The 18,962-nt window shown below is 58.7% G+C and carries 18 protein-coding genes and 1 pseudogene; 7 read left to right on the top strand and 12 right to left on the bottom strand.

Annotation, left to right across the window (positions count from 1 at the left end):
- Positions 1-19 precede the first annotated feature (19 nt).
- The 7 genes from AB3G45_RS05440 to AB3G45_RS05410 all read left to right on the top strand — a co-directional run bounded on the left by AB3G45_RS05440 (position 20) and on the right by AB3G45_RS05410 (position 7,555).
- On the top strand, positions 20-1,072 hold the full coding sequence (locus AB3G45_RS05440) for a Gfo/Idh/MocA family protein (RefSeq protein WP_367829601.1): 1,053 nt from the start codon (positions 20-22) through the stop codon (positions 1,070-1,072).
- A 35-nt stretch (positions 1,073-1,107) separates the two neighbouring features.
- A complete protein-coding gene (locus tag AB3G45_RS05435; RefSeq protein WP_367829600.1) occupies positions 1,108-1,974 on the top strand; it encodes an NAD-dependent epimerase/dehydratase family protein in 867 nt (288 codons plus the stop codon).
- A 29-nt stretch (positions 1,975-2,003) separates the two neighbouring features.
- Complete coding sequence (locus AB3G45_RS05430; RefSeq protein WP_367829599.1) at positions 2,004-2,840, top strand: sugar phosphate isomerase/epimerase family protein; 837 nt, start codon at positions 2,004-2,006, stop codon at positions 2,838-2,840.
- A gap of 82 nt (positions 2,841-2,922) precedes the next feature.
- Positions 2,923-4,713, top strand: a complete 1,791-nt coding sequence (locus AB3G45_RS05425; protein WP_367829598.1) for a thiamine pyrophosphate-binding protein — start codon at positions 2,923-2,925, stop codon at positions 4,711-4,713.
- Positions 4,710-6,158 (top strand): aldehyde dehydrogenase family protein, encoded by a 1,449-nt coding sequence (locus AB3G45_RS05420; RefSeq protein ID WP_367829597.1) that lies wholly within the window; start codon positions 4,710-4,712, stop codon positions 6,156-6,158. The genes AB3G45_RS05425 and AB3G45_RS05420 overlap by 4 nt, the downstream gene beginning before the upstream one ends.
- Before the next feature lie 133 nt (positions 6,159-6,291).
- Complete coding sequence (locus AB3G45_RS05415) at positions 6,292-6,657, top strand: cupin domain-containing protein (RefSeq protein ID WP_367829596.1); 366 nt, start codon at positions 6,292-6,294, stop codon at positions 6,655-6,657.
- A 67-nt stretch (positions 6,658-6,724) separates the two neighbouring features.
- Positions 6,725-7,555, top strand: a complete 831-nt coding sequence (locus tag AB3G45_RS05410) for an IclR family transcriptional regulator (RefSeq protein ID WP_367829595.1) — start codon at positions 6,725-6,727, stop codon at positions 7,553-7,555.
- 139 nt (positions 7,556-7,694) lie between these two features.
- Here the strand turns inward: AB3G45_RS05410 and AB3G45_RS05405 are convergent, their stop codons facing one another.
- From AB3G45_RS05405 to AB3G45_RS05350, 12 genes and pseudogenes are all read right to left on the bottom strand, one after another.
- Positions 7,695-8,726, bottom strand: coding sequence for a LacI family DNA-binding transcriptional regulator (locus tag AB3G45_RS05405; RefSeq protein ID WP_367829594.1), 1,032 nt, complete (start codon positions 8,724-8,726; stop codon positions 7,695-7,697).
- Between the two features lie 251 nt (positions 8,727-8,977).
- A complete protein-coding gene (locus tag AB3G45_RS05400; protein ID WP_367829593.1) occupies positions 8,978-10,105 on the bottom strand; it encodes an S-(hydroxymethyl)glutathione dehydrogenase/class III alcohol dehydrogenase in 1,128 nt (375 codons plus the stop codon).
- Between the two features lie 30 nt (positions 10,106-10,135).
- Entirely contained in the window at positions 10,136-11,155 is a 1,020-nt protein-coding gene (locus AB3G45_RS05395) for a hypothetical protein (protein ID WP_367829592.1), read from the bottom strand.
- 165 nt (positions 11,156-11,320) lie between these two features.
- Entirely contained in the window at positions 11,321-12,565 is a 1,245-nt protein-coding gene (locus AB3G45_RS05390; protein WP_367829591.1) for an NAD(P)/FAD-dependent oxidoreductase, read from the bottom strand.
- A 7-nt stretch (positions 12,566-12,572) separates the two neighbouring features.
- Positions 12,573-12,905, bottom strand: coding sequence for a MocE family 2Fe-2S type ferredoxin (locus AB3G45_RS05385; RefSeq protein ID WP_367829590.1), 333 nt, complete (start codon positions 12,903-12,905; stop codon positions 12,573-12,575).
- 43 nt (positions 12,906-12,948) lie between these two features.
- Positions 12,949-14,046, bottom strand: coding sequence for a fatty acid desaturase family protein (locus AB3G45_RS05380; protein WP_367829589.1), 1,098 nt, complete (start codon positions 14,044-14,046; stop codon positions 12,949-12,951).
- A 367-nt stretch (positions 14,047-14,413) separates the two neighbouring features.
- Positions 14,414-14,977 (bottom strand): YecA family protein, encoded by a 564-nt coding sequence (locus AB3G45_RS05375; RefSeq protein WP_064334525.1) that lies wholly within the window; start codon positions 14,975-14,977, stop codon positions 14,414-14,416.
- A complete protein-coding gene (locus AB3G45_RS05370; protein WP_160788236.1) occupies positions 14,974-16,548 on the bottom strand; it encodes an IS66 family transposase in 1,575 nt (524 codons plus the stop codon). The genes AB3G45_RS05375 and AB3G45_RS05370 overlap by 4 nt, the downstream gene beginning before the upstream one ends.
- A gap of 48 nt (positions 16,549-16,596) precedes the next feature.
- Complete coding sequence (gene tnpB / locus AB3G45_RS05365; protein WP_160788235.1) at positions 16,597-16,953, bottom strand: IS66 family insertion sequence element accessory protein TnpB; 357 nt, start codon at positions 16,951-16,953, stop codon at positions 16,597-16,599.
- On the bottom strand, positions 16,950-17,420 hold the full coding sequence (locus tag AB3G45_RS05360) for a transposase (RefSeq protein ID WP_160788234.1): 471 nt from the start codon (positions 17,418-17,420) through the stop codon (positions 16,950-16,952). The genes tnpB and AB3G45_RS05360 overlap by 4 nt, the downstream gene beginning before the upstream one ends.
- A 341-nt stretch (positions 17,421-17,761) precedes the next feature.
- Complete coding sequence (locus AB3G45_RS05355) at positions 17,762-18,559, bottom strand: transporter substrate-binding domain-containing protein (protein ID WP_367829588.1); 798 nt, start codon at positions 18,557-18,559, stop codon at positions 17,762-17,764.
- A gap of 21 nt (positions 18,560-18,580) precedes the next feature.
- Positions 18,581-18,820: pseudogene (locus AB3G45_RS05350) on the bottom strand (amino acid ABC transporter ATP-binding protein); the annotation flags it as partial.
- Positions 18,821-18,962 lie beyond the last annotated feature (142 nt).

Raw genomic sequence — 18,962 nt, 5'->3', positions numbered from 1 at the left:
CTTCACAAAGAGGTAGGTCATGTCGCGACTGCGTGTAGCGCTTATCGGAACGGGATATTTCAGCCAGTACCACTACGATGCCTGGAGCCGCATTCCGGAAGTCGAGATGGTCGGCGTTGCATACATGTCCAGCCGGGCCAAGGCGCAGGGCGTGGCCGATCAGTATGGGATCGGCTTCGTCGGCGACGACGTCGAGGTCATGCTGGATACAGTCGGTCCGGATATCGTCGATATCATCTCTCCCCCTGAAACCCATCTGCCTTACGCACGACTGGCGCATGCGAGAGGGATTCACGCAATTTCCCAAAAGCCTCTCGCGCCATCCCTTGCCGAAGCGCGGCAGCTTGCGGATTTGTCCCGATCCGGGGGCGGCAGGGTGGTCGTTCACGAGAACTGGCGGTTCAAGCCCTGGTTTCGCGAGCTGCGTCGGCTGCTCGATGCCGGCGTGCTGGGCGAAGTCTATAACGCAACGTTTCGGATGCGCCCGGGAGATGGGCAAGGGCCGAAGGCCTATCTCGACAGGCAGCCCTATTTCCAGAAGATGACGCGTTTCCTGATCCATGAAACCGGCATCCACATGATCGATGTGTTTCGGTTCATGTTCGGCGAAATCGATGCCGTGACGGCCCGATTGCGCCGCCTCAATCCGGCCATAGCCGGAGAGGACGCCGGCTATGTGATGATGGACTTCCGTACCGGCCTTGCCGGCATGCTCGATGCCAACAGGCTTGTCGATTTCGATGCCAGCAATCCGCGCCTGACGATGGGCGAGATGCTGATCGAGGGTGAGAAAGGTCAGTTGAGGCTCGACGGATGCGGCAGGATCGTGATGCGACCCCATCGGGGCGAAGCCCATGCTCACAGCTATGCCTGGTTCGACCGGGGCTATTCGGGAGACTGTGTGCATGCGCTGCAGCGTCACGTCGTGGATCATCTGCTCAATGGATCCAGGCTTGAAAACCGCGCCGAGGACTATGTGCGCAACATGGAAATCGAGGCCGCCGTCTACCGTTCGGACGCCGAGCGCAAAACCATTTTTATCGATCGCGAAATAGAGCCCGAGGCCGCCTGAAACCGGCGAGGGCTCTCCCTTATTGGAGGAAGTCTGTGACAAGGAAGATACTGATTACCGGCGGCGCCGGAAAGCTGGGCCGCTTCGTGGTCGATGAAATGATCGGCCGTGGTGATGTGACGGTAATGGATCTGCGTGCGCCCCTACAGAAGGACGTCAAGTTCATCGAAGGCAGCGTGCTCGATTTCGATCTGCTGAAGCGCAGTTTCGAGGGGCAGGATTGCGTCATTCATCTAGCGGCCATCCCCAATCCGCGTACTGCGCCGGCCGACATCACGTTCAACACGAACGTGCAGGGCACATGGCAGGTGCTGCAGGCTGCCGAGGACGCCGGCGTGAAGCGGGTCGTGGTGATCTCCAGCGATGCGGCGACCGGGCTGCACTACAATCCCGAAAACTGGCAACCCCAGTATCTTCCCATCGACGAGAAGCATCCTTTGCGTCCGGTCGAATTCTATTCGCTCAGCAAGGAAGTTACGGAAGTCATTTGCCGAGGATATGCCAATCGCGGCAAGATTGAAATCGCGGTCATCCGCCCGACCCATATCGTGTTCGAACATGAATGGCCGGAAATGGTGGAGCGCGGTTCGGATCTGCAGAACTACCATCTGTGGGCCTATGTCGAGCCGGAGGATGTCGCTCAGGCCATTCGTTTGGCGGCCGAAGTACCAGGCATCGCCTACGAGATCTTCATTGTCGCAGCGGCGGATTCGCTGGGCGAGTTGCCCACCGCCGAGCGCGCCAAGGAGCGCTGGGGCGATCGTGCGCCGGAGATCCGCAACGCGGCTCTGTATCGGGACAATCCAAGTGCCGGCGTCTTCGATATTTCCCGCGCCCGCGAGATCCTGGGCTACGAGCCGCGTAGCGACTGGCGCAAGCTCTATGCCAAGGCGAAGGTTTGATCCCACTCTAGTTTTCAAGGAGTTCGGCTATGGCCAACGCTAACTACGCCATCAATATCTATGGCTTTACCTTCACGCACACGGCCGAGAGAGCCGCGCGCGAGCTTTCCGATCTCGGCTTCAACTGCATCGAGCTGATGATGTATCCCGGCCATTTGTGGCCACCCGAAATGGATGCCGGCCAGCGCGCGTCGTTCAAGACATTGCTGAACGAGCGCAACATGACGGTTCGCTCCGTCAACCAGCCCAATGTCGACATCAATATCGCGGCGGCGGCTCCCGAAATGCGCGAGCATTCGCTGAAGATGGTCGGCCGCATGGTCGAGACGGCGGGCGAATATGGTGCGGATTACGTCATTCTCGGTCCCGGCAAGGTCAACGGGCTGATGGCGATGTCTTCCGACAAGATGATGGAGCATCTGTATCGCGGGCTCGATCATCTGGTGCCAATGGCACAAAAGTACAACACGCAGATTCTCGTCGAGAACATGCCGTTTGCTTTCATTCCTGATGTCGAGTCGCTGATGCAGGCCGTCGATGGTTATGGCTCCGACGACGTCGGCGTGATCTACGACCTCGCGAACGGGGCCTTCGTCGGTGAGGATGCGCTGACAAGTCTGCGCCGCTGCGAAAGCCGGCTCAAGCTCATTCATGTGTCGGACACCGGGTCCAAGATCTACCGCCATGATCCGATCGGCCAGGGCACCATGGATTTCGCACTTCTGGGTCGCCAGCTGGCGGAATTCGGCTGGAAGCACGCGCCGGTTCTGGAAGTGATCGGCCATTCGGATGATCCGGGGGCGGAGATGGTGGCCAGCGCCCGCAAACTCGACGCCTTGGGTTGGGACAAGATCAACCCGTCCTGAACACGACCTTCTCCGGGAAAGCCTGACCGGCTTTCCCATCCAATATTCAGCGTATTCGGCCCTGTTGGGCGATGGAGATGTAATGACTCTGATGAAGGGTGCGGACGTCATAGCCGACGTTCTGATCGAAGAAAAAGTGCCGTATGTCTTCGGTATATGCGGCCATGGCAATGTCGGGATGATCGACGCCCTGCATGAACGCCAGGACAAGATCAAGTTTATCTCGCCACGTCACGAGCAGACGGCGGGCCACATGGCCGATGCGTATTTCCGCGTCAGGCACAAGCCGGTTGCCACGCTGACGTCGTGCGGACCAGGCTCGGCGAACATGCCGATGTCGCTCGCTTGTGCGCAAGCGGACTCTTCGGCCTTTCTGGCCATCACAGCCAATGTGCCGACGTCGCAGTTCAACCGTGCGCCGTTCCAGGAAACCTATCAGCATTTCCAGGCGGATTTCCCTTCTGTCGTGCGGCCTTACGTCAAGCGCAGTTTTCAGCCGAGCCGCGTCGATATGCTGCCGACGGCAATGCGGCAGGCCATGCACCTGATGACATCAGGCAGGCCCGGGCCCGTCAATCTTGACGTGCCGTACAACGTTTTTCAGGAAGAGGACGATGTGGAGCTGCCATCCAGCCGCTCGCTGAATCCGGTAAGCCGTATCGCTGCGTCGCCGGAAGACGTCACTCGCATCACTACGATGCTTCTCGAAGCCAGGAAGCCGCTCCTGTTCGTTGGCCATGGCGTGACCCTGTCCGAAGCCGGCCCGGAGCTGACGGCCTTGGTCGATCGGCTCGGTATCCCGGTGGTCATGTCGCCCAACGGCATGGGCACGTTGGATATGGAACATCCGTTGAGCCTGGGCTTCATCGGACGCAATGGCACATATGCTGCAAATCAGGCCGGACGCCGCTGCGACGTGCTGGTCGCCATCGGCGCACGGTTCGACGACCGCTCTTCAAGCTCGTGGATGCCCGGCTATTCCTGGAACATCCCGCCCACGCGCCTGGTCCACGTCGATATAGCCGTCGAGGAAGTGGGGCGCAATTACGATCCTGAAGTGGGCGTCTCGGCAGATGCGCGCACCTTCCTGCGGCAAATTCTGGCCGAACTCGATCGTCGCTCGGGTGATAATGCCAGCCGTCTGGCAAGCGAAGCCTGGCGCGTTGAGATCGCCGGCTGGAAGGCCGAGTGGGAGGCGCACATCCGCCCGCAATTCGGCTCCGACACAAGCCCCATGCGACCCGAACGTGTCGTTGCCGACGTGCAGCGCCTGATGCCGGAGGATGGCATACTCGTGTGTGACTCCGGGGTGCACCACAATTGGTTCATGCAGCATTGGCAGGCGCGGCGTCCGCAGCGCATGCTCAATTCGTGGGGCTTCTCCGCGATGGGCTTCGGCGTGAGTGGCGCTCTGGGAGCCAAGCTCGCGGCGCCGGACAGCGCGTGCGTCGCCGTGGTCGGCGATGGCGGCTTCACCATGACGCCCCATGTGCTGTGCACCGCGGTCGAATACAACATTCCGGTCGTGTGGGTGATCTGGAACAACTATGCGTGGGGAGCTATCCGCGACCTTCAGCTCGGGCCTTTCGAAGGGCGTGAACTGGGCACCAGCTTCCGTCACGGCGAAACGGGCCATCCCTACAATCCGGACTTCGGCGCGATGGCGCGCAGCTGCGGCGTCGATGGCGTGAAGGTCTCCAATGCCGGCGATTTCGGCGACGCGCTGAAGGCTGCGATTGCATCCAACCGCCCTTATGTGATCGACGCCGAAGTGGACGTGAACGTTAAGCCGACCTCCGTCGGTACCTGGCAGTTGCCGCCCTTGCAGCACCCAGAGCCTGCGTTCGGCAAACCCTGGAGCCCCGTGACATGACCAGTTTCGATGACAAGCAGAGGAACCCCATCGTCGTTCGGCATCTGATCGACGGCGCCTGGGTCGATGGCGACGGTCATGTCGAGACCCGCAGTCCCTATTCGGGAGAGCTGGTCGGGCAGGTGGCCAAGGGTAGCCTCGCTCTGGTTGAGCAAGCGATCGTTGCTGCCCGAGCAGCGGCGCCGAGGGTTGCCGCGGTCCCGCCGCATGAGCGCGCCAGGATCCTGCATCAAGTGTCGCGTCTCATCGTCGAGCGGGCCGATGAAATCGGAATCGTGATGGCCCGCGAGACAGGCAAGGCCGTCAAGGATGCGACCGGCGAGGTGCGCCGATCGCAAGACACGATAACGCTGTCGGCCGAAGAAGCCGTCCGCATCGAGGGTGCTCATATTCCGCTTGATGCCAGCGAGATGGGCTCCGGCAAGATCGCAATGATGATGCGCTTCCCGGTCGGCGTCGTCGGTGCCGTCACGCCGTTCAACGCGCCGTTCAACCTTGCGTGCCACAAGCTTGGACCCGCCCTGGCGGCCGGCAACGCCGTCGTATTGAAGCCACCGCCGCAAGCGGCCGCGGTTGTTCACTTGCTGGCGGAGATCTTTGTCGATGCCGGCATTCCGGCGGGAGCATTGAATGTCGTGCATGGTGATATCGACATTGGCAAGGCCATTGTCCAGGACCCACGCGTCGACTTCGTCACCTTCACCGGGTCGTCGAGCGCGGGAGCGCATATCAAGGCGGCTACCGGGCTACGACGCGTCGCGCTGGAGCTCGGCGGAGCGGGGCAAACGATCGTACATTCGGATGCGGACGTGTCCGTGGCCGCACCGATGTGCGGGCGCAATGCCGTGCGCCTCGCGGGTCAAAGCTGCATCTCGGTTCAGACGGTCTATGTGCATCGCACGATCGCCGCTGCGTTCGTGGAACGCCTTGTGCGTGAGGTAAAATCGCTTCGCGTCGGCGACCCCCTGGACGGCGCCACCGACGTCGGAACGGTCATCGACGAGGCGGCAGCGGAGCGTATCGTATCCTGGGTGAGCGAGGCAAAAGCGGCTGGCGCCACGATCTTGACGGGCGGTCAGCGCAATGGCGCCCAGGTCGAACCTACTGTTCTGATCAACACCCGGCCTGATATGCAGGTCATCTGCAAAGAGGTGTTCGGCCCTGTGGTCAGCATCATCGAGTATGATGAGATCGAAGAGGCGTATGCGGCCGTGAACGCAAGTTCCTACGGTCTGCAATGCGGGCTCTTCACCAAATCAAACGAAGTCACTCTGCAGGCCTACCGCACGATCCGGACCGGCAATCTCGTCGTCAACGGGACGTCGACATGGCGGACCGATCAATTGGCCTATGGCGGCGTGAAGGACAGCGGCATCGGCCGGGAGGGACCGCGTTACGCGATCCGCGACATGACGGAAGAACGGATCCTCCTCTTCAACCTGTGAGGAGGGCATGCATGCCCTGGTGCAAGGCCCTGGCGGACGCTCGGTTCCGATGCAGCGAGGCGACGTGCGTTCCTCCGAATACGCGCGGGAAAGAAGTGATGAATGACTGCACATGGATAGGAACGACGAGGGCATGACCAGAAAAGCCACCATACGCCGGGGTGCGGAAGTCCTGTGGGAGGAACCTCCAGCACATTTCGGGGCCTATTCCAAGATGTTGATCCGGCCGGAAAACGCCGACACCGGTCTGATGGATTTCCGCATCTCCAGCTATCAGCCCAAAGGGTTCGTCGCCCCGCACAAGCATTCGATCCAGGAGCAGATTTACTACATCCTGGAAGGAGAGGGGTTGATGGAGATAGAAGGGGAGCGCACGGTCGTTCAGCCCTACACAGTGATCCACATTCCGCCTGGCGTGAGCCACGGTATTTACAACACGGGGATGATCGACTTGAAGTTCATCGTGGTCACGACACCCCCAGACGACAGTATCGAATAAAAAGTGCTGGCTACCGACAAGAGAGCCGGTATTGTGCCGCGCATGCAACTGTACGTATGGGGAAAAGATGAATTCCGAGATCAAGGCTCCGTCTGAAATCAAAAGCACCAAGGCAGAAGGCGGCGTCCAATCCCTTCATCGGGCCATGAGCATCTTGCAAACGGTCGCCCGGGTCGGTCACGGGATCGGACTGGGCGATCTCGCCAAAGAAGTGGACCTGCATACCAGCACCACCTTCCATCTTGCGAAGACCCTGACGGTTCTGGGACTCCTGCGGCAAGAGCCGGAGACCAAACGCTATCGTGTCGGACCACAATTGTTCAGCCTGGCGACCGGGGCACTCGACGAAATCGAGTTGCTCAGCATCGCGCAACCTTATATTGCGCGGCTGGCCGAGCAGACCGGCGAAAGCAGCCACCTCGCGGTGCGGATGGGTTTCGAGGTCGTGATCATCAACAAGATCGACGGCGCTGCCTCCATCCGAATGACCGAGCGTGTGGGCACGCCTCGTCCGCCTCATGCCACCGCTATCGGCAAGGTGATATTGGGGGGGCTTTCGGCGACCAGTCTTCGGGAATTCATGGCGACCGCGCCGTTTTCGGCGGTGACGTCCAAGACGATAACCGACGCCGATGCGCTGGCGAGGGAAATTGAAGCTGTTCGCAATAACGGCATCGCATTCGACGATGGCGAATATGATATTGATGCGCGCTGCCTTGCCGCTCCCGTCTACGACTTTCGCAATCGTCTGGTCGCAGCCATCGGGGTGACCTCGCCTGTGTGGCGGATGGGCCTCCAGAGGGTCTCCGAGACCTCCGAAATCGTCAAGACGCTTGCGGCCGAGCTTTCCGAGCAACTCGGGTATCAGAACGGGAAAACTGCTTCCGGGATAGATTAATGGAACAATCCGTTCGCTGGCGGGTCGTCTCGCATCTGTGGCGCCTCTGTGAATCGACGGTACGGGCAGAATTACGGCAGATACACTGGCCTTATTGAGCCCGCCGACGATGTTAATTGTTGAAAGCTGCGCCGGATGATCATGCTTGTTCAACCGCGCCGAGCCAATCAAACACTGTCGGCTTTAAGGTGTTGAATTTCGTGTGCAGGGTAAACGAAATAAAGCCATTGTCTCTTCCGTCGGTTCCGGGCTCGTCCATAAGTATTCTTATGGATTTGCTCGTCTGCTCTTCGATGCCTTGATCAATCAGACATGATATATAGTTGCTTTCGAGAAGCTTCACGGTAAGTTCGTTCAGTTCGTGCGTGACGATCACATTCCTGGTGCCCGCACTCCTCCTGATCGCCATCGATATCTCATGCGTGATCGGACAGGTGAGATAATACACATGTCTTTCATCGGTTCGCTTTGCCAACCTGGCTTCAAGCTCCAAGCACGTTTGCTTGTGTTTGTAAGCATGGGTCTCGATGGGCGAATTCCGATGCGCGGACTCGCGTAAAACGGCTTCAAAGCCATTGATGCGGTCAAGCTGCGCCTGATAGTTGAATTCTTCCCGTATAAAAATCAGCCTGTTGACCGTTCCTTCCGCAGGAAGCACCGTGTGGGCAGCTGTCTGGCCTACTGCGAAATTGTTTATTCCGACAAATCGTTCTCTGCCGCTATCCGGCAGGTCGGATATTATCGTCACTACTCTTTGCCCCGATTTGACGGCAGATCTCGTCGCCTCCACCACGCTTTTTTCATAAGGGCAGAACAATACAAGGCCGTCAGAACTTATGCGCGAGATTTCGTCGGCAACTTTGTCGGGGTTATAATTATCGTGGAGACGACGATATATTTTGACGCGACCACGATGTGCGTTCGTAATCTGAAGATACAAGTCGCTGAGTCGTTTGCATGTAGGCGTCGCCGAATGCGGTAAAATGACGTCGATCCGCTTTTCCTTCTTGATGATTGCAGGAGGCGAGGATCGATAGTTTAAACTCTTGACAGCGGACAGTACTCGCGCTTCCGTGGCCGGCGCAACGCCTCCCCGTCTGTTGATGACCCGATCGACGGTTCCGCTACTTACTTTTGCCTGGCGCGCGACATCGAGTACTGTCGGTTTCACATCTTTCTTCCCTGATTTTATTTTCCGCGACTTGAAAAATGTTCTGCCTGCGGAAAGGTGCGGGGCGAACCTTCGCAATCTCCAGTCTCACACGCGCGGTCAGCGCCGCAGGCAAATGCCCTGGCGCCGACAAGCTCGCCCGGAAGCTGATCGGCCGCGTCGGTCACGGCCAGATGGGATCATATTCGCGTCCACCTTTCCAGCCATTTCCGCGCTGCTCCGCACAACGGTCCCTCAGGGCGTTGCGGAGGTCAATAAACCACCACGCCGCGCACGCTTTCGCCCGAATGCATCAAGTCGAAACCCTTGTTGATGTCTTCGAGCGGCATGACATGGGTGATCATCGGATCGATCTGGATCTTGCCGTCCATGTACCAGTCGACGATCTTCGGCACGTCGGTACGGCCGCGCGCACCACCGAAGGCTGTGCCCATCCAGGTGCGGCCGGTGACCAGCTGGAACGGACGGGTGGAGATTTCCTGGCCGGCACCGGCAACGCCTATGACGACCGACTTGCCCCAGCCGCGATGTGACGCTTCGAGCGCCTGGCGCATCACCTTGGTATTGCCGGTGCAATCGAACGTATAGTCCGCGCCGCCGATCTGGTCGGCCCCGCGCTTGGTCATGTCGACGAGATAGGGGACGAGGTCGCCATCGACATCCTTGGGGTTGACGAAGTGTGTCATGCCAAAGCGCTCGCCCCAGGCCTTCTTGTCGTTGTTGAGGTCGACGCCGATGATCATGTCGGCGCCGGCAAGGCGCAGGCCCTGGATAACGTTGAGGCCGATGCCGCCGAGGCCGAAGACGATGGCCGTCGCACCCATCTCGACCTGGGCGGTGTTGATCACCGCGCCGATGCCCGTGGTCACGCCGCAGCCGATATAGCAGATCTTGTCGAAGGGAGCGTCTTCACGCACCTTGGCCACCGCGATCTCGGGCAGCACGGTGAAATTGGCGAAGGTTGAGCAGCCCATGTAATGGTGGATCTTGTCCTTGCCGATGGAGAAGCGGCTGGTGCCGTCGGGCATCAGGCCCTGGCCCTGGGTCGAACGAATCGCGGTGCAGAGATTGGTCTTGCGGCTGAGGCAGGAGAGGCAGGAGCGGCATTCGGGCGTATAGAGCGGGATGACATGGTCGCCCTTCTTCACGGAGGTCACGCCTGGGCCGACATCGACGACGATGCCCGCGCCTTCATGACCGAGAATGGACGGAAACAGACCTTCGGGATCGGCGCCCGAAAGGGTGAAATCGTCGGTGTGGCAGATACCTGTCGCCTTGACCTCGATCAACACCTCGCCGGCTCTGGGGCCTTCGAGCTGCACTGTCATGATTTCCAGTGGTTTGCCGGCCTGGATGGCAACGGCGGCGCGAACGTCCATGGTGGTTCTCCAATCTCGTCGGGCTATTATTCAAGTCTTGGCTTCAGCCGGGTCACGGGCGGCAAGGGCAGCGGACCAGCTTGTTCGCAACCACTTGATACACGCCATGTTATTTTCACTCACCGAGTAGCCGGAGCCTGCGCCATAGTCGACGAAAGGAATAAACTCCGCGCTGATACGGCGTAGCCGGCTGCCGGGTGTCGACGCGTGGTGCGCAAACAGCTTGTTGGTTACGGCCTTCCACATGTCGAGCCGCCGCTCGTCCCAGGGCGAATGCCACTCGCCCTTGCGCGGCTCGATGAACGGGTATTGCACGCCACGTCCGAACGACCCGTTGGGGTGGCGCGCCAGAATATTGGCCGGATTGTCGGGGGCTGCGGCTCGAGCATGTGCATGGACGACCAGCCCCGCCGAGAGCCACTCATCGTAATAGCTATTGGGATGCGACGGATCGAGCCGCGCATGATCGAAACCGGTACGACCATTGGCCTTGTCGAGCGCCGCTTCGCGCGCATTATCCACCTTGAATACGCAATGCGAATGGTCGAGCGTAATATTAAACTGGGCACCAAGCCGATCGACCAATTCGGCGACGCGCATGATTCGATCGAAGGCCTCCGACCACATGTTGATGTGGATTTCGAAGGCTGGCACCACGTCGAGCAGGCTGCCGAGTTCAGCGCAGACAAGGAAGTAGCGGGCGATAGCCTCGTCAGAGACCGGCGCACCGGAGGCGTCCATCGGCGCGATCTGGATATTCTGTACCTCTGCGCCGAGCTGCCGCGATACCCGCATGTTCCATTCGAGCAGAGGCTCATCGCGGCCTAGAGTGTAAAATAGCGACCCCGCCCTGACGGGTATGCCATGCCTTTCGCTCGCCAGCAGCACCTCGTCGATCTCGCCGGGTCTCGGGGAATACTCGATGTAATCGACAATACCGGCCTGCCGGGCGATACGAAATCGCGTATCGATGGAAGGGATCTCCCTGTCGGAATACGCCAATCCGTTCAATGTTACGCCAAAGGCCAGTGAGTTTTCAGTCATCGTCATTTTCTTCCCTGCGGCGGCCATTCATTCCAACCGCTCTATTCACACGATCTCAGCCGAGGGATCCTGGGCCAGACCAGGCCTTGCGTGAATCGCGCTCCGGCACAAAGAAAACGGCGGATAACCTGTCGCGACCACTGAATCCGCGGAAAACCAGATCATCGGCCCTTACCGTCGAAGCATGTCCATCATTCTCACAGACGGGTTCGCTATTTCTTCTCTTTCAACCGCCAGACCAGCTCGAATCAACTTTTCCGCAAGCCGCATTTCCTTGCCGATTTTCGAAATTGGGCCAATCGCACTTGCTGCAACCATTCTGCTTGCGTGGTCGAGCTCGATATACATCGTAGCCAGGTCCGAAATGGGCCTTTCCACCAGCATGCCCTTGCCTGTGTGCACACCCACGACTTGAATTGTGAAATCAAACTGATCCGACCAGAACCATGGTAGAACATCATAGGCAGGGGTTTCGCCAAGAATGTTTCTTGCTGCCAGAACCCCCTGTTCCTGTGCAATTCTCCAGCTCTCAAAACGACGGTTCGGCACTCCCGGCAAAGAGCTTCTGATCGAGCAACAGTCGCCGGCCGCGAAAATAGCCTCATCCGACGTGCGGAGTCTTGCGTCGACACAGATGCCGTTATCGACTTCAAGCCCGCATTCCTGGGCGATTGAAACCCTCGGCGCCGATCCCACTCCCGCTATGACCGCATCGACGGTCAACTCGGTGCCGTTACTTAACGATATTATGAAGCGGTCGGAGCGCTCGATATTTGTTATCGTGACGCCTGTCTTTATCTTTACGCCGCGCAGAATATGCTCGCGATGCGCTATAGCAGCGACACTAGGTGGCACGCCCCTGGCAAGGATGCCGTTGGCCGATTCCACAATTGTCACCTCGACGCCGTGCTTTCGCGCCAGTGACGCAAGCTCCAGTCCAATGAACCCCCCACCTATCAGAGCGATGGAGCCCCCGCCTTCAATGACTCCCTCTATTTTCTTGGCGTCTTCATGATCCCTTAGATAAAGAATATCCTTGCCGGAGTAGCCGGGGAACCTGACCTTGCGCGCCTCGGCCCCTGTTGCGATCAACAGTTTCGAATAGGGCATCACTCGGCCGCTGGAAAGCAGGACGCGGCCTTGCTCGCGATCGATCGAGGCGACCCTCTCCGAGAGCATCAGGTTGATCTGCTGCTCATCGAACTCCTGTTTCGATGAGATATCAATCAGGGCATCTGGCCCGACATATTTGGAAAGTCGTGGCCGTTCGTATGGATTTCGAGATTCCTCCGATATGAGCGTAACTATGCCCTGGAATCCAAGCTTTCGCAGCTCCAACGCCGCGTATACGCCAGCCGGACCGCCGCCGACCACAATCACCGGTTCACGGTCCAAATCATGCGAGCTCTTGTTCATTGTAAACTCAGCTGACCTTCAACATGACTTTACCGTCCAGGACGCGAACGGGATACGTCACAAGATCAATGCACGCGGGGGCTCCCAGTGCTTTCCCGCTGCGGTAGTCAAAACGTCCATTGTGCTTCGGGCATTCAATTATGTGGTCCATGACGAGCCCGTCCGATAAGGCAACATGCTCATGCGTGCATATGCCGCTCGTGGCAAAGAACTCGTTAGTCGGTGATTTGTATATCGCGTAGTTCGTTGAACCATGCTTGAACCCGAGCACGTCTTCGGCGTCGATATCGTCAACGGCGCAGACCGAGATCCAATTGTTTTCTTCAGCTTCATCAAGCATTATTCCCTCCAGATTTTGCGCGTCATTAATCATATACGTGTAATTATTCAGCAGTGGCTGCGGATAACCCATGTCGATATTGCCCGTGACCAACAGGGTCCATGCGAGAGGGAAGTGTCCGAACGACGTAATAGTTAGGATCGCGCTGCTGCTTTATGACGGCCGGGATTATCTCGCGGAATGCCTCTAAGAGGCTCGAATATGGCGTCGGGCAATCATCCTTGATCAGCGCGTGCAGCTTTGGCAGCGCATGATAGGGAACCATCGGGAACATATGGTGCTCCAGATGATAATTCATGTTCCAGTATATGAACCGGAGTATAGGGTTCATATATATCGTTCTGCAATTAAGCCGATGATCCAGGATGTCTTCATCAAGGCCAGTGTGCTGGCTAACGGCAAAAAGCAATTGCAGCCACCCGCCGTACAACGTCGGCAGGCCCACGAACACAGCTGGCAGGATACTTCCAGTCACGAAGCACAACGCCGCGACACCGGCAAAGATCAACAGCCAGATGCGTGCAACCCGGTAAACTTTGTGATGCTCCATCTCTGGTATGAAGTCTTTTTCCTCGACGTTGAGCCGTCCGAATGAATGTCGGAACAGACTTACGATTGTGTCGAAAGTCGTCGGTATCGTGAGCAAATTCGCAAGCATGCGAACTATCTTGGCAGGTCTTTTTGCATTGCTTATCTCTGCGTCTTTTCCGACGATGATCGTGTCGGTGTGATGCCGCGCGTGCGTCCACTTTCTAACGGAGGGCTCCCTCAAGATCATGAAACAAGCAATGTGATACACAGCATCGTTGAGCCAGCGCGTCTTAAACGCCGTGCCGTGACCGCATTCATGCCAGCGTGAATCTGAAGCTGATCCGTATAGGACGCCGTATACGAACAGGAACGGAACACAGAGCCAGCTTCCCCAGAAAAAATATCCCCCGAAGCCGAATGCGCCAAGCGCCGAAAACCATATGACGGTATCGCGGATCGCCGGCCCGTCTGTTCGTTTCATCAGCGATTTCAAGGCCGGGCGATCGATCGTGCTTCGATACCAGTCGGCTGATGCCAGGCCCAGGCGCTCGGCTTCCGCCGCGTCGCGCCCAACTAAGCTGTAATCCCTTGGAACATCACGATACTGCATCTTCGACCTCCCTATGCGTCACTCATTCGATACGGCATTTGTAGATCACGATAGGTATATCGGAGGCTCGTGCTCAATGATCTGCATGTTGGAAATCCAACATTTTTCCTGTTTCGTTCCATCGATTTCGATGGTTTCAAGTGCTTGCTGACTTGTGCTGCCTCAAAAGGGGATGAGGTCCGTCAAGGTTTTCCAGTCACGGCTGGCAATCTGGCTTCAGTGGTTTTGCTGATGAAGCTCACGTACTTTTCGAGGTTAATATCAGGACGTCCCCATCATGGCGGTAAGGTGCTCCTCGAATTTAGGCGTGAGCGCAACGAAGAGCCCACGGCTTCCGTGATTGACTGAATAGGCTTCCGGCTGTCGGTCAGAACTTTTGCTTTGCCCGCTTCGGCATAAAATAGGCTCGGATCTTGACGAGCGCTTCGGCGACGGCAACGGCATCCTGACGGGTCGCGTTCCGTTTTGCCTCGCCGAGCTTGCGGATGGGCGCGACGATATCCCCAGTGACGGCATGACCTCCAAGGACGGGCTGCCAAAGCTTGGGCGCGTACCTTGTTCCCAATAGAAAGCAGAGGTCCCAAGCGAAGGGATCAAAGGTTTGATCATCGATCTTGGTGAACCTGGGCCGATGATCTTTCGGCGTTTCGGCGAGGCTTGCCGATATCCGGTTGTATTCCGCAACGATGGTCTGGACGGCTCGATGCTCGGTTGTTTCCATTGGCAGGTTCAGGGCATCCGGGCCAGTCAGCTCCGGGATCCACTGACGCGGGTCGATAAACCTCGGGCCGATGATGAGAGCCGTGAGATAGCCGTCGAGGCCGCTCATCGACCAGATCGGCGAGACTGGACGGCGTGCCCTGATAAACGCCTCGAACGCCTCGTCATCGAGCTTCGGTCGTGCCGTAGCCCCTTGGCTGTTCTGTGTCATGCCGCCCGTCGCTCCTGATCTGCAATGCTCTCGCGGTTGGCCTTCCAGGTCCATGGAAAGAGCGTATCCATCTGGTTCGCGGTCACCTTGCCGGAGATGATGCGCTCGAGCACGTCGGCAAGCCAAGCTTCGGGGTCTACACTATTGAGCTTTGCCGTGTTGACGAGCGATGCGAGGACCGCGAACGTCTTGCCACCGCGTTCGCTGCCCACGAACAACGAGTTCTTCCTCGTCAGAGCCACCGATTTCATCGAACGCTCGACCACATTGGAGTCCACTTCGATCCGGCCATCCTCCAGGAAGGCTGCCAGTCCGTTCCAGTGGTTGAGCGTGTAGGTGACGGCCTTGCCAAGCGCCGATTTCGACGACACCTCGTCGCTCAGTTCGGTGAGCTGGGCCTTCAGTTCGCTCATGATGGGCGCTGCCTCGCGACGCCGCACCGTGAGCCGGGTATCGGCATTTTCGCCGCGCAGTTTCGCTTCGATCCGATAGAGCTCGGCAATCCTGGCAAGGATCGACAGGGCCTCAGCAGACCCGGTCATCTTGACGATTTCGACGAACTTGCGTCGGGCATGGGCAAGGCAGAAGGCCAGCCGCATGGGAGCGACATTGCTCCTCCCCCGGCGCTTGGCCAAGGTTTTATAGGCTTGGTACCCATCGACCTGGAGCACGCCGGCAAACGACGACAATTGCCCCTCGACCTCGCGCGCGCTGCGGCTTTCGGCAAAAGTATAGGCCACCGCCGGCGGCGCCGGACCATTCCATGGCCGATCGTCGACCGCCTGCGCCCAAAGTTGGCAGACCTTGGTTCGCTTACGCCCCGGATCAAGCCGCGGGAGCGGCGTCTCATCACAGAACACCCTTGGCTGGGAGCGGATGAAGGCAAGCAGCGCGTCATAGAGAAGCTCAAGCCACCAGGCGACCCGCGTCACCCAGGCCCCGAGCGTGCCGCGATCGATGATCACGCCGCAGGAGGCAAGCATCTGCGCCTGGCGATGAAGCGGCAAATGCCAGGCGAACTTCGAAACGGCGACATGGGCGGCAAACGCCGTGGTCACCATGCCGCCGTCCATCACACGCGCCGGCGCTGGCGCTTGCACAATGGCACTCTCGCAGGCCCGGCATGCGTAGCGCGGCCGGATCGTCCGCTTCACCCGGACAACCGCCGGCACGATGTCGAGCGCCTCACTGACGTCCGTGCCGATGCAATGCAGCTCGAACGAGCAGCACGGGCAAATCTTGCTCTCCGGCTCGATGAGCTCTTCATACCGTGGGAGATGCCTGGGTAACCGGCCGATGTTGCGCGCCGGCGATCGCCGCTCCTGCTTTCGGCCGTCAGCCACGGGTGCAACATCGTCATTGGCCGCCGCGGGAATGTCGCTGAGATCGCCAAGCTCAAGCGTCGCCTGCTTCGGGTCGATCGCCGTCATCTTCTCCGATTTCGGCCCAAAGAGCTGCCGCTCCAGGAAGGCAACGCGCGCCTTGAGGTCGGCATTCTCTGCATCGAGCGAGAGAATGATTCGGCTCAATTGCGCGGCATCCTGAGGTAAAGGGTCGGGTCGAAGCGGCATGGCAGACCCTAGCACATGACCCTGAATCTTCAAGCAAATCCAATAGGATCAGCCTGCTTTCGTTGGCCGCTTTACGGTGTTTCGCCTGACCCGCGTCCAGTCGATACCGGCCAGCAAAAGGGAGAACTCCTGGCTACTCATCTGCATCGCGCCATCACGGATCGGTGGCCAAACGAACGTGCCAGCCTCCAGCCATTTCGTCGCCAGGATCATGCCTGATCCGTCCCAATAAATGCAGCGCAGGCGATCGAGACGCTTGGCGCGGAACACGAACACGTCACCACAGTAGGGATCAGCTGCAAGCGCTGACGCCACCAGCGCAACAAGCCCATTCATGCCGCGCCGGAAGTCGACCGGCTGCGTCGCCACCATGATCTTCACTCCACCAGGCGAAAGTCCAATCACCGGCGTGCTCGCAACGTTGCCACGATCGCCTGCGCCAATTCGGGCGCCACCGAGCCGATCACGGTCATACGCGCGCCAGCAATCTCGATCTCAATACGCCCCGCGGCGTCATGGGCGACATCCGACGGCGAGTTCTCGCAAGACGTTCTATCGCCAACCACCGTCACCGGCACGAACATGGCCTGCTGTGCGCCGGCTTGCGCGGATCGTCGAGAGGTCAGCCCGGCTTCGCGCCGCCAGACGTTCAGCAGGCCGCGATTGACGCCCCAGCGCCGGGCGATCGCCGAGATGTTCACGTCAGGTTCTGCACTTTCGGCAAGGATCCGCGCCTTCTCCTCGTCGGTCCAATTCCGCCGCTGGCGTCGACCCGTGATCACCTCGATCCGACGATACTTTCCCTCATGCCTGGCTTCATGCATGCCTTCATCCATGGCTTCAAGCATGGCATCAGCGCGATCTTCGACCATCCCGTTCCGCTCCTATCGGTGAAGGAGCTGTTCTCGCGGCCGCGATCGCAAAAGGAAAGGTGGGGTGTTCGTCGCGCTCACATTTAGGCCGCGGGGCTGGGGAATGCTGCTCTGTCGCGGCAAAGCCCGATCGGAAGACTTTCAATCTAAACCGGGCTGAATGTCGGTGGCGAGGACGGCTGGACGCGATCCCGGCACGCTGACGCCCGAGGCTCGCCCAGCCCGCCAAAAGGCGCCGACAAGGAACTCCTGTCGGCGCCTGCAGGCTTGCCCGCGACCGTTCAGATCAGCTGCTCTCAAAGCAGTTTCGACTGGCCGTGCGGCATGGGCGGAGCCCTGGACTATTCAGGCTTCCACTGTGTGACGAATTCAGGCAGGCTGAACGCCTGGTATTCGGAGAAGGCCTTGTCGAGGCTGCCATCGGCAAGGTGAGCCGTAATCCAGTCATCGATCCATTTCTGCATGCTGGCATCCTCTTTTCGCATGCCGATACTCATGGGCAAATCCGAAACGATGAATTTCTGCTCGAAGCCTCTGTCACCGGTTCCCTTGATGATCTCGGGCAGGATTGCGACGTTCTTCGCCACGATGTCAAACTGCCCCGACGTCACAGCGGCGAGAGAGGTGTCTTCGCCATCGAACCGCACGATTTCGGTGCTGGCGGGCGCCAGTGCTGTAAGGCGTTGATCCAGGTATGTTCCGCGGGTGATCGCCACGCGCTTGCCGGCCAGATCTTCGAGCGACTTGATGTCCACGCTCTTTGGGGCGGCGATAACGTCGTAACTTCCGCCATAGGGGCGTGACATCGCGACGACCTTCATTCTCTCGGCCGTTCTCGTCAACGAGGAGACCACGATATCCACGCGTCCGGACAAAAGGAACGGAATACGATTTGCGGCGGTAAGCGGAACGATTTCGAGCGATACCTTCAAATCGGCAGCAATCATTTTTGCCACGTTGACATCGGACCCGACGATTTCTCCCGACGTCGGATCACGAAATGCAAATGGTTTTACGCTTTGGTCCATTCCAACCCGTATGCGGCCTGCTTCCTTGACGTCGTCAAGAGTATCCGCCCTGGCAAAACCAGCCAGCAGCACCCCTAGCGCGGCAACAGCAATAATACCTGATAATCTCATAGTTCTTCCTCCCTGTTGAACTTAGATTGCATTAACGAAGTCACGCAATTCCTGCGTATTTGGCGAATCGAGAATATCGGACTTTCCGGACTCGTGGATTTTCCCGTCTTTCATAAAGACTATATTGGTCGCAAGACGGCGGGCGAACTCCATCTCGTGGGTAACGAGGATCATCGTCACGCCGTCGGCTGCCAACAATTCGATCACGCGCAAGACTTCCGAGGTGAGCTGCGGGTCCAGCGCCGACGTCACTTCATTAAAATTGGTTGCGTGTATGCGACAATAAGGCATTACATTTCATAATACGAGTTCTTGATCCTCGTCAAGCTCACTCTTCGAGCTGTGAGTTTTGCAATGACTCCTGTAATGCCCCATGTGGAATGGAAGCCGCGGGCGGAAGCTG

The sequence above is a fragment of the Shinella sp. S4-D37 genome, from assembly GCF_040812195.1.
Lineage (GTDB): Bacteria > Pseudomonadota > Alphaproteobacteria > Rhizobiales > Rhizobiaceae > Shinella.
The sequence above is the reverse complement of the archived record's forward strand: the minus strand, read 5'-3'. Positions and strand labels throughout refer to the sequence as shown.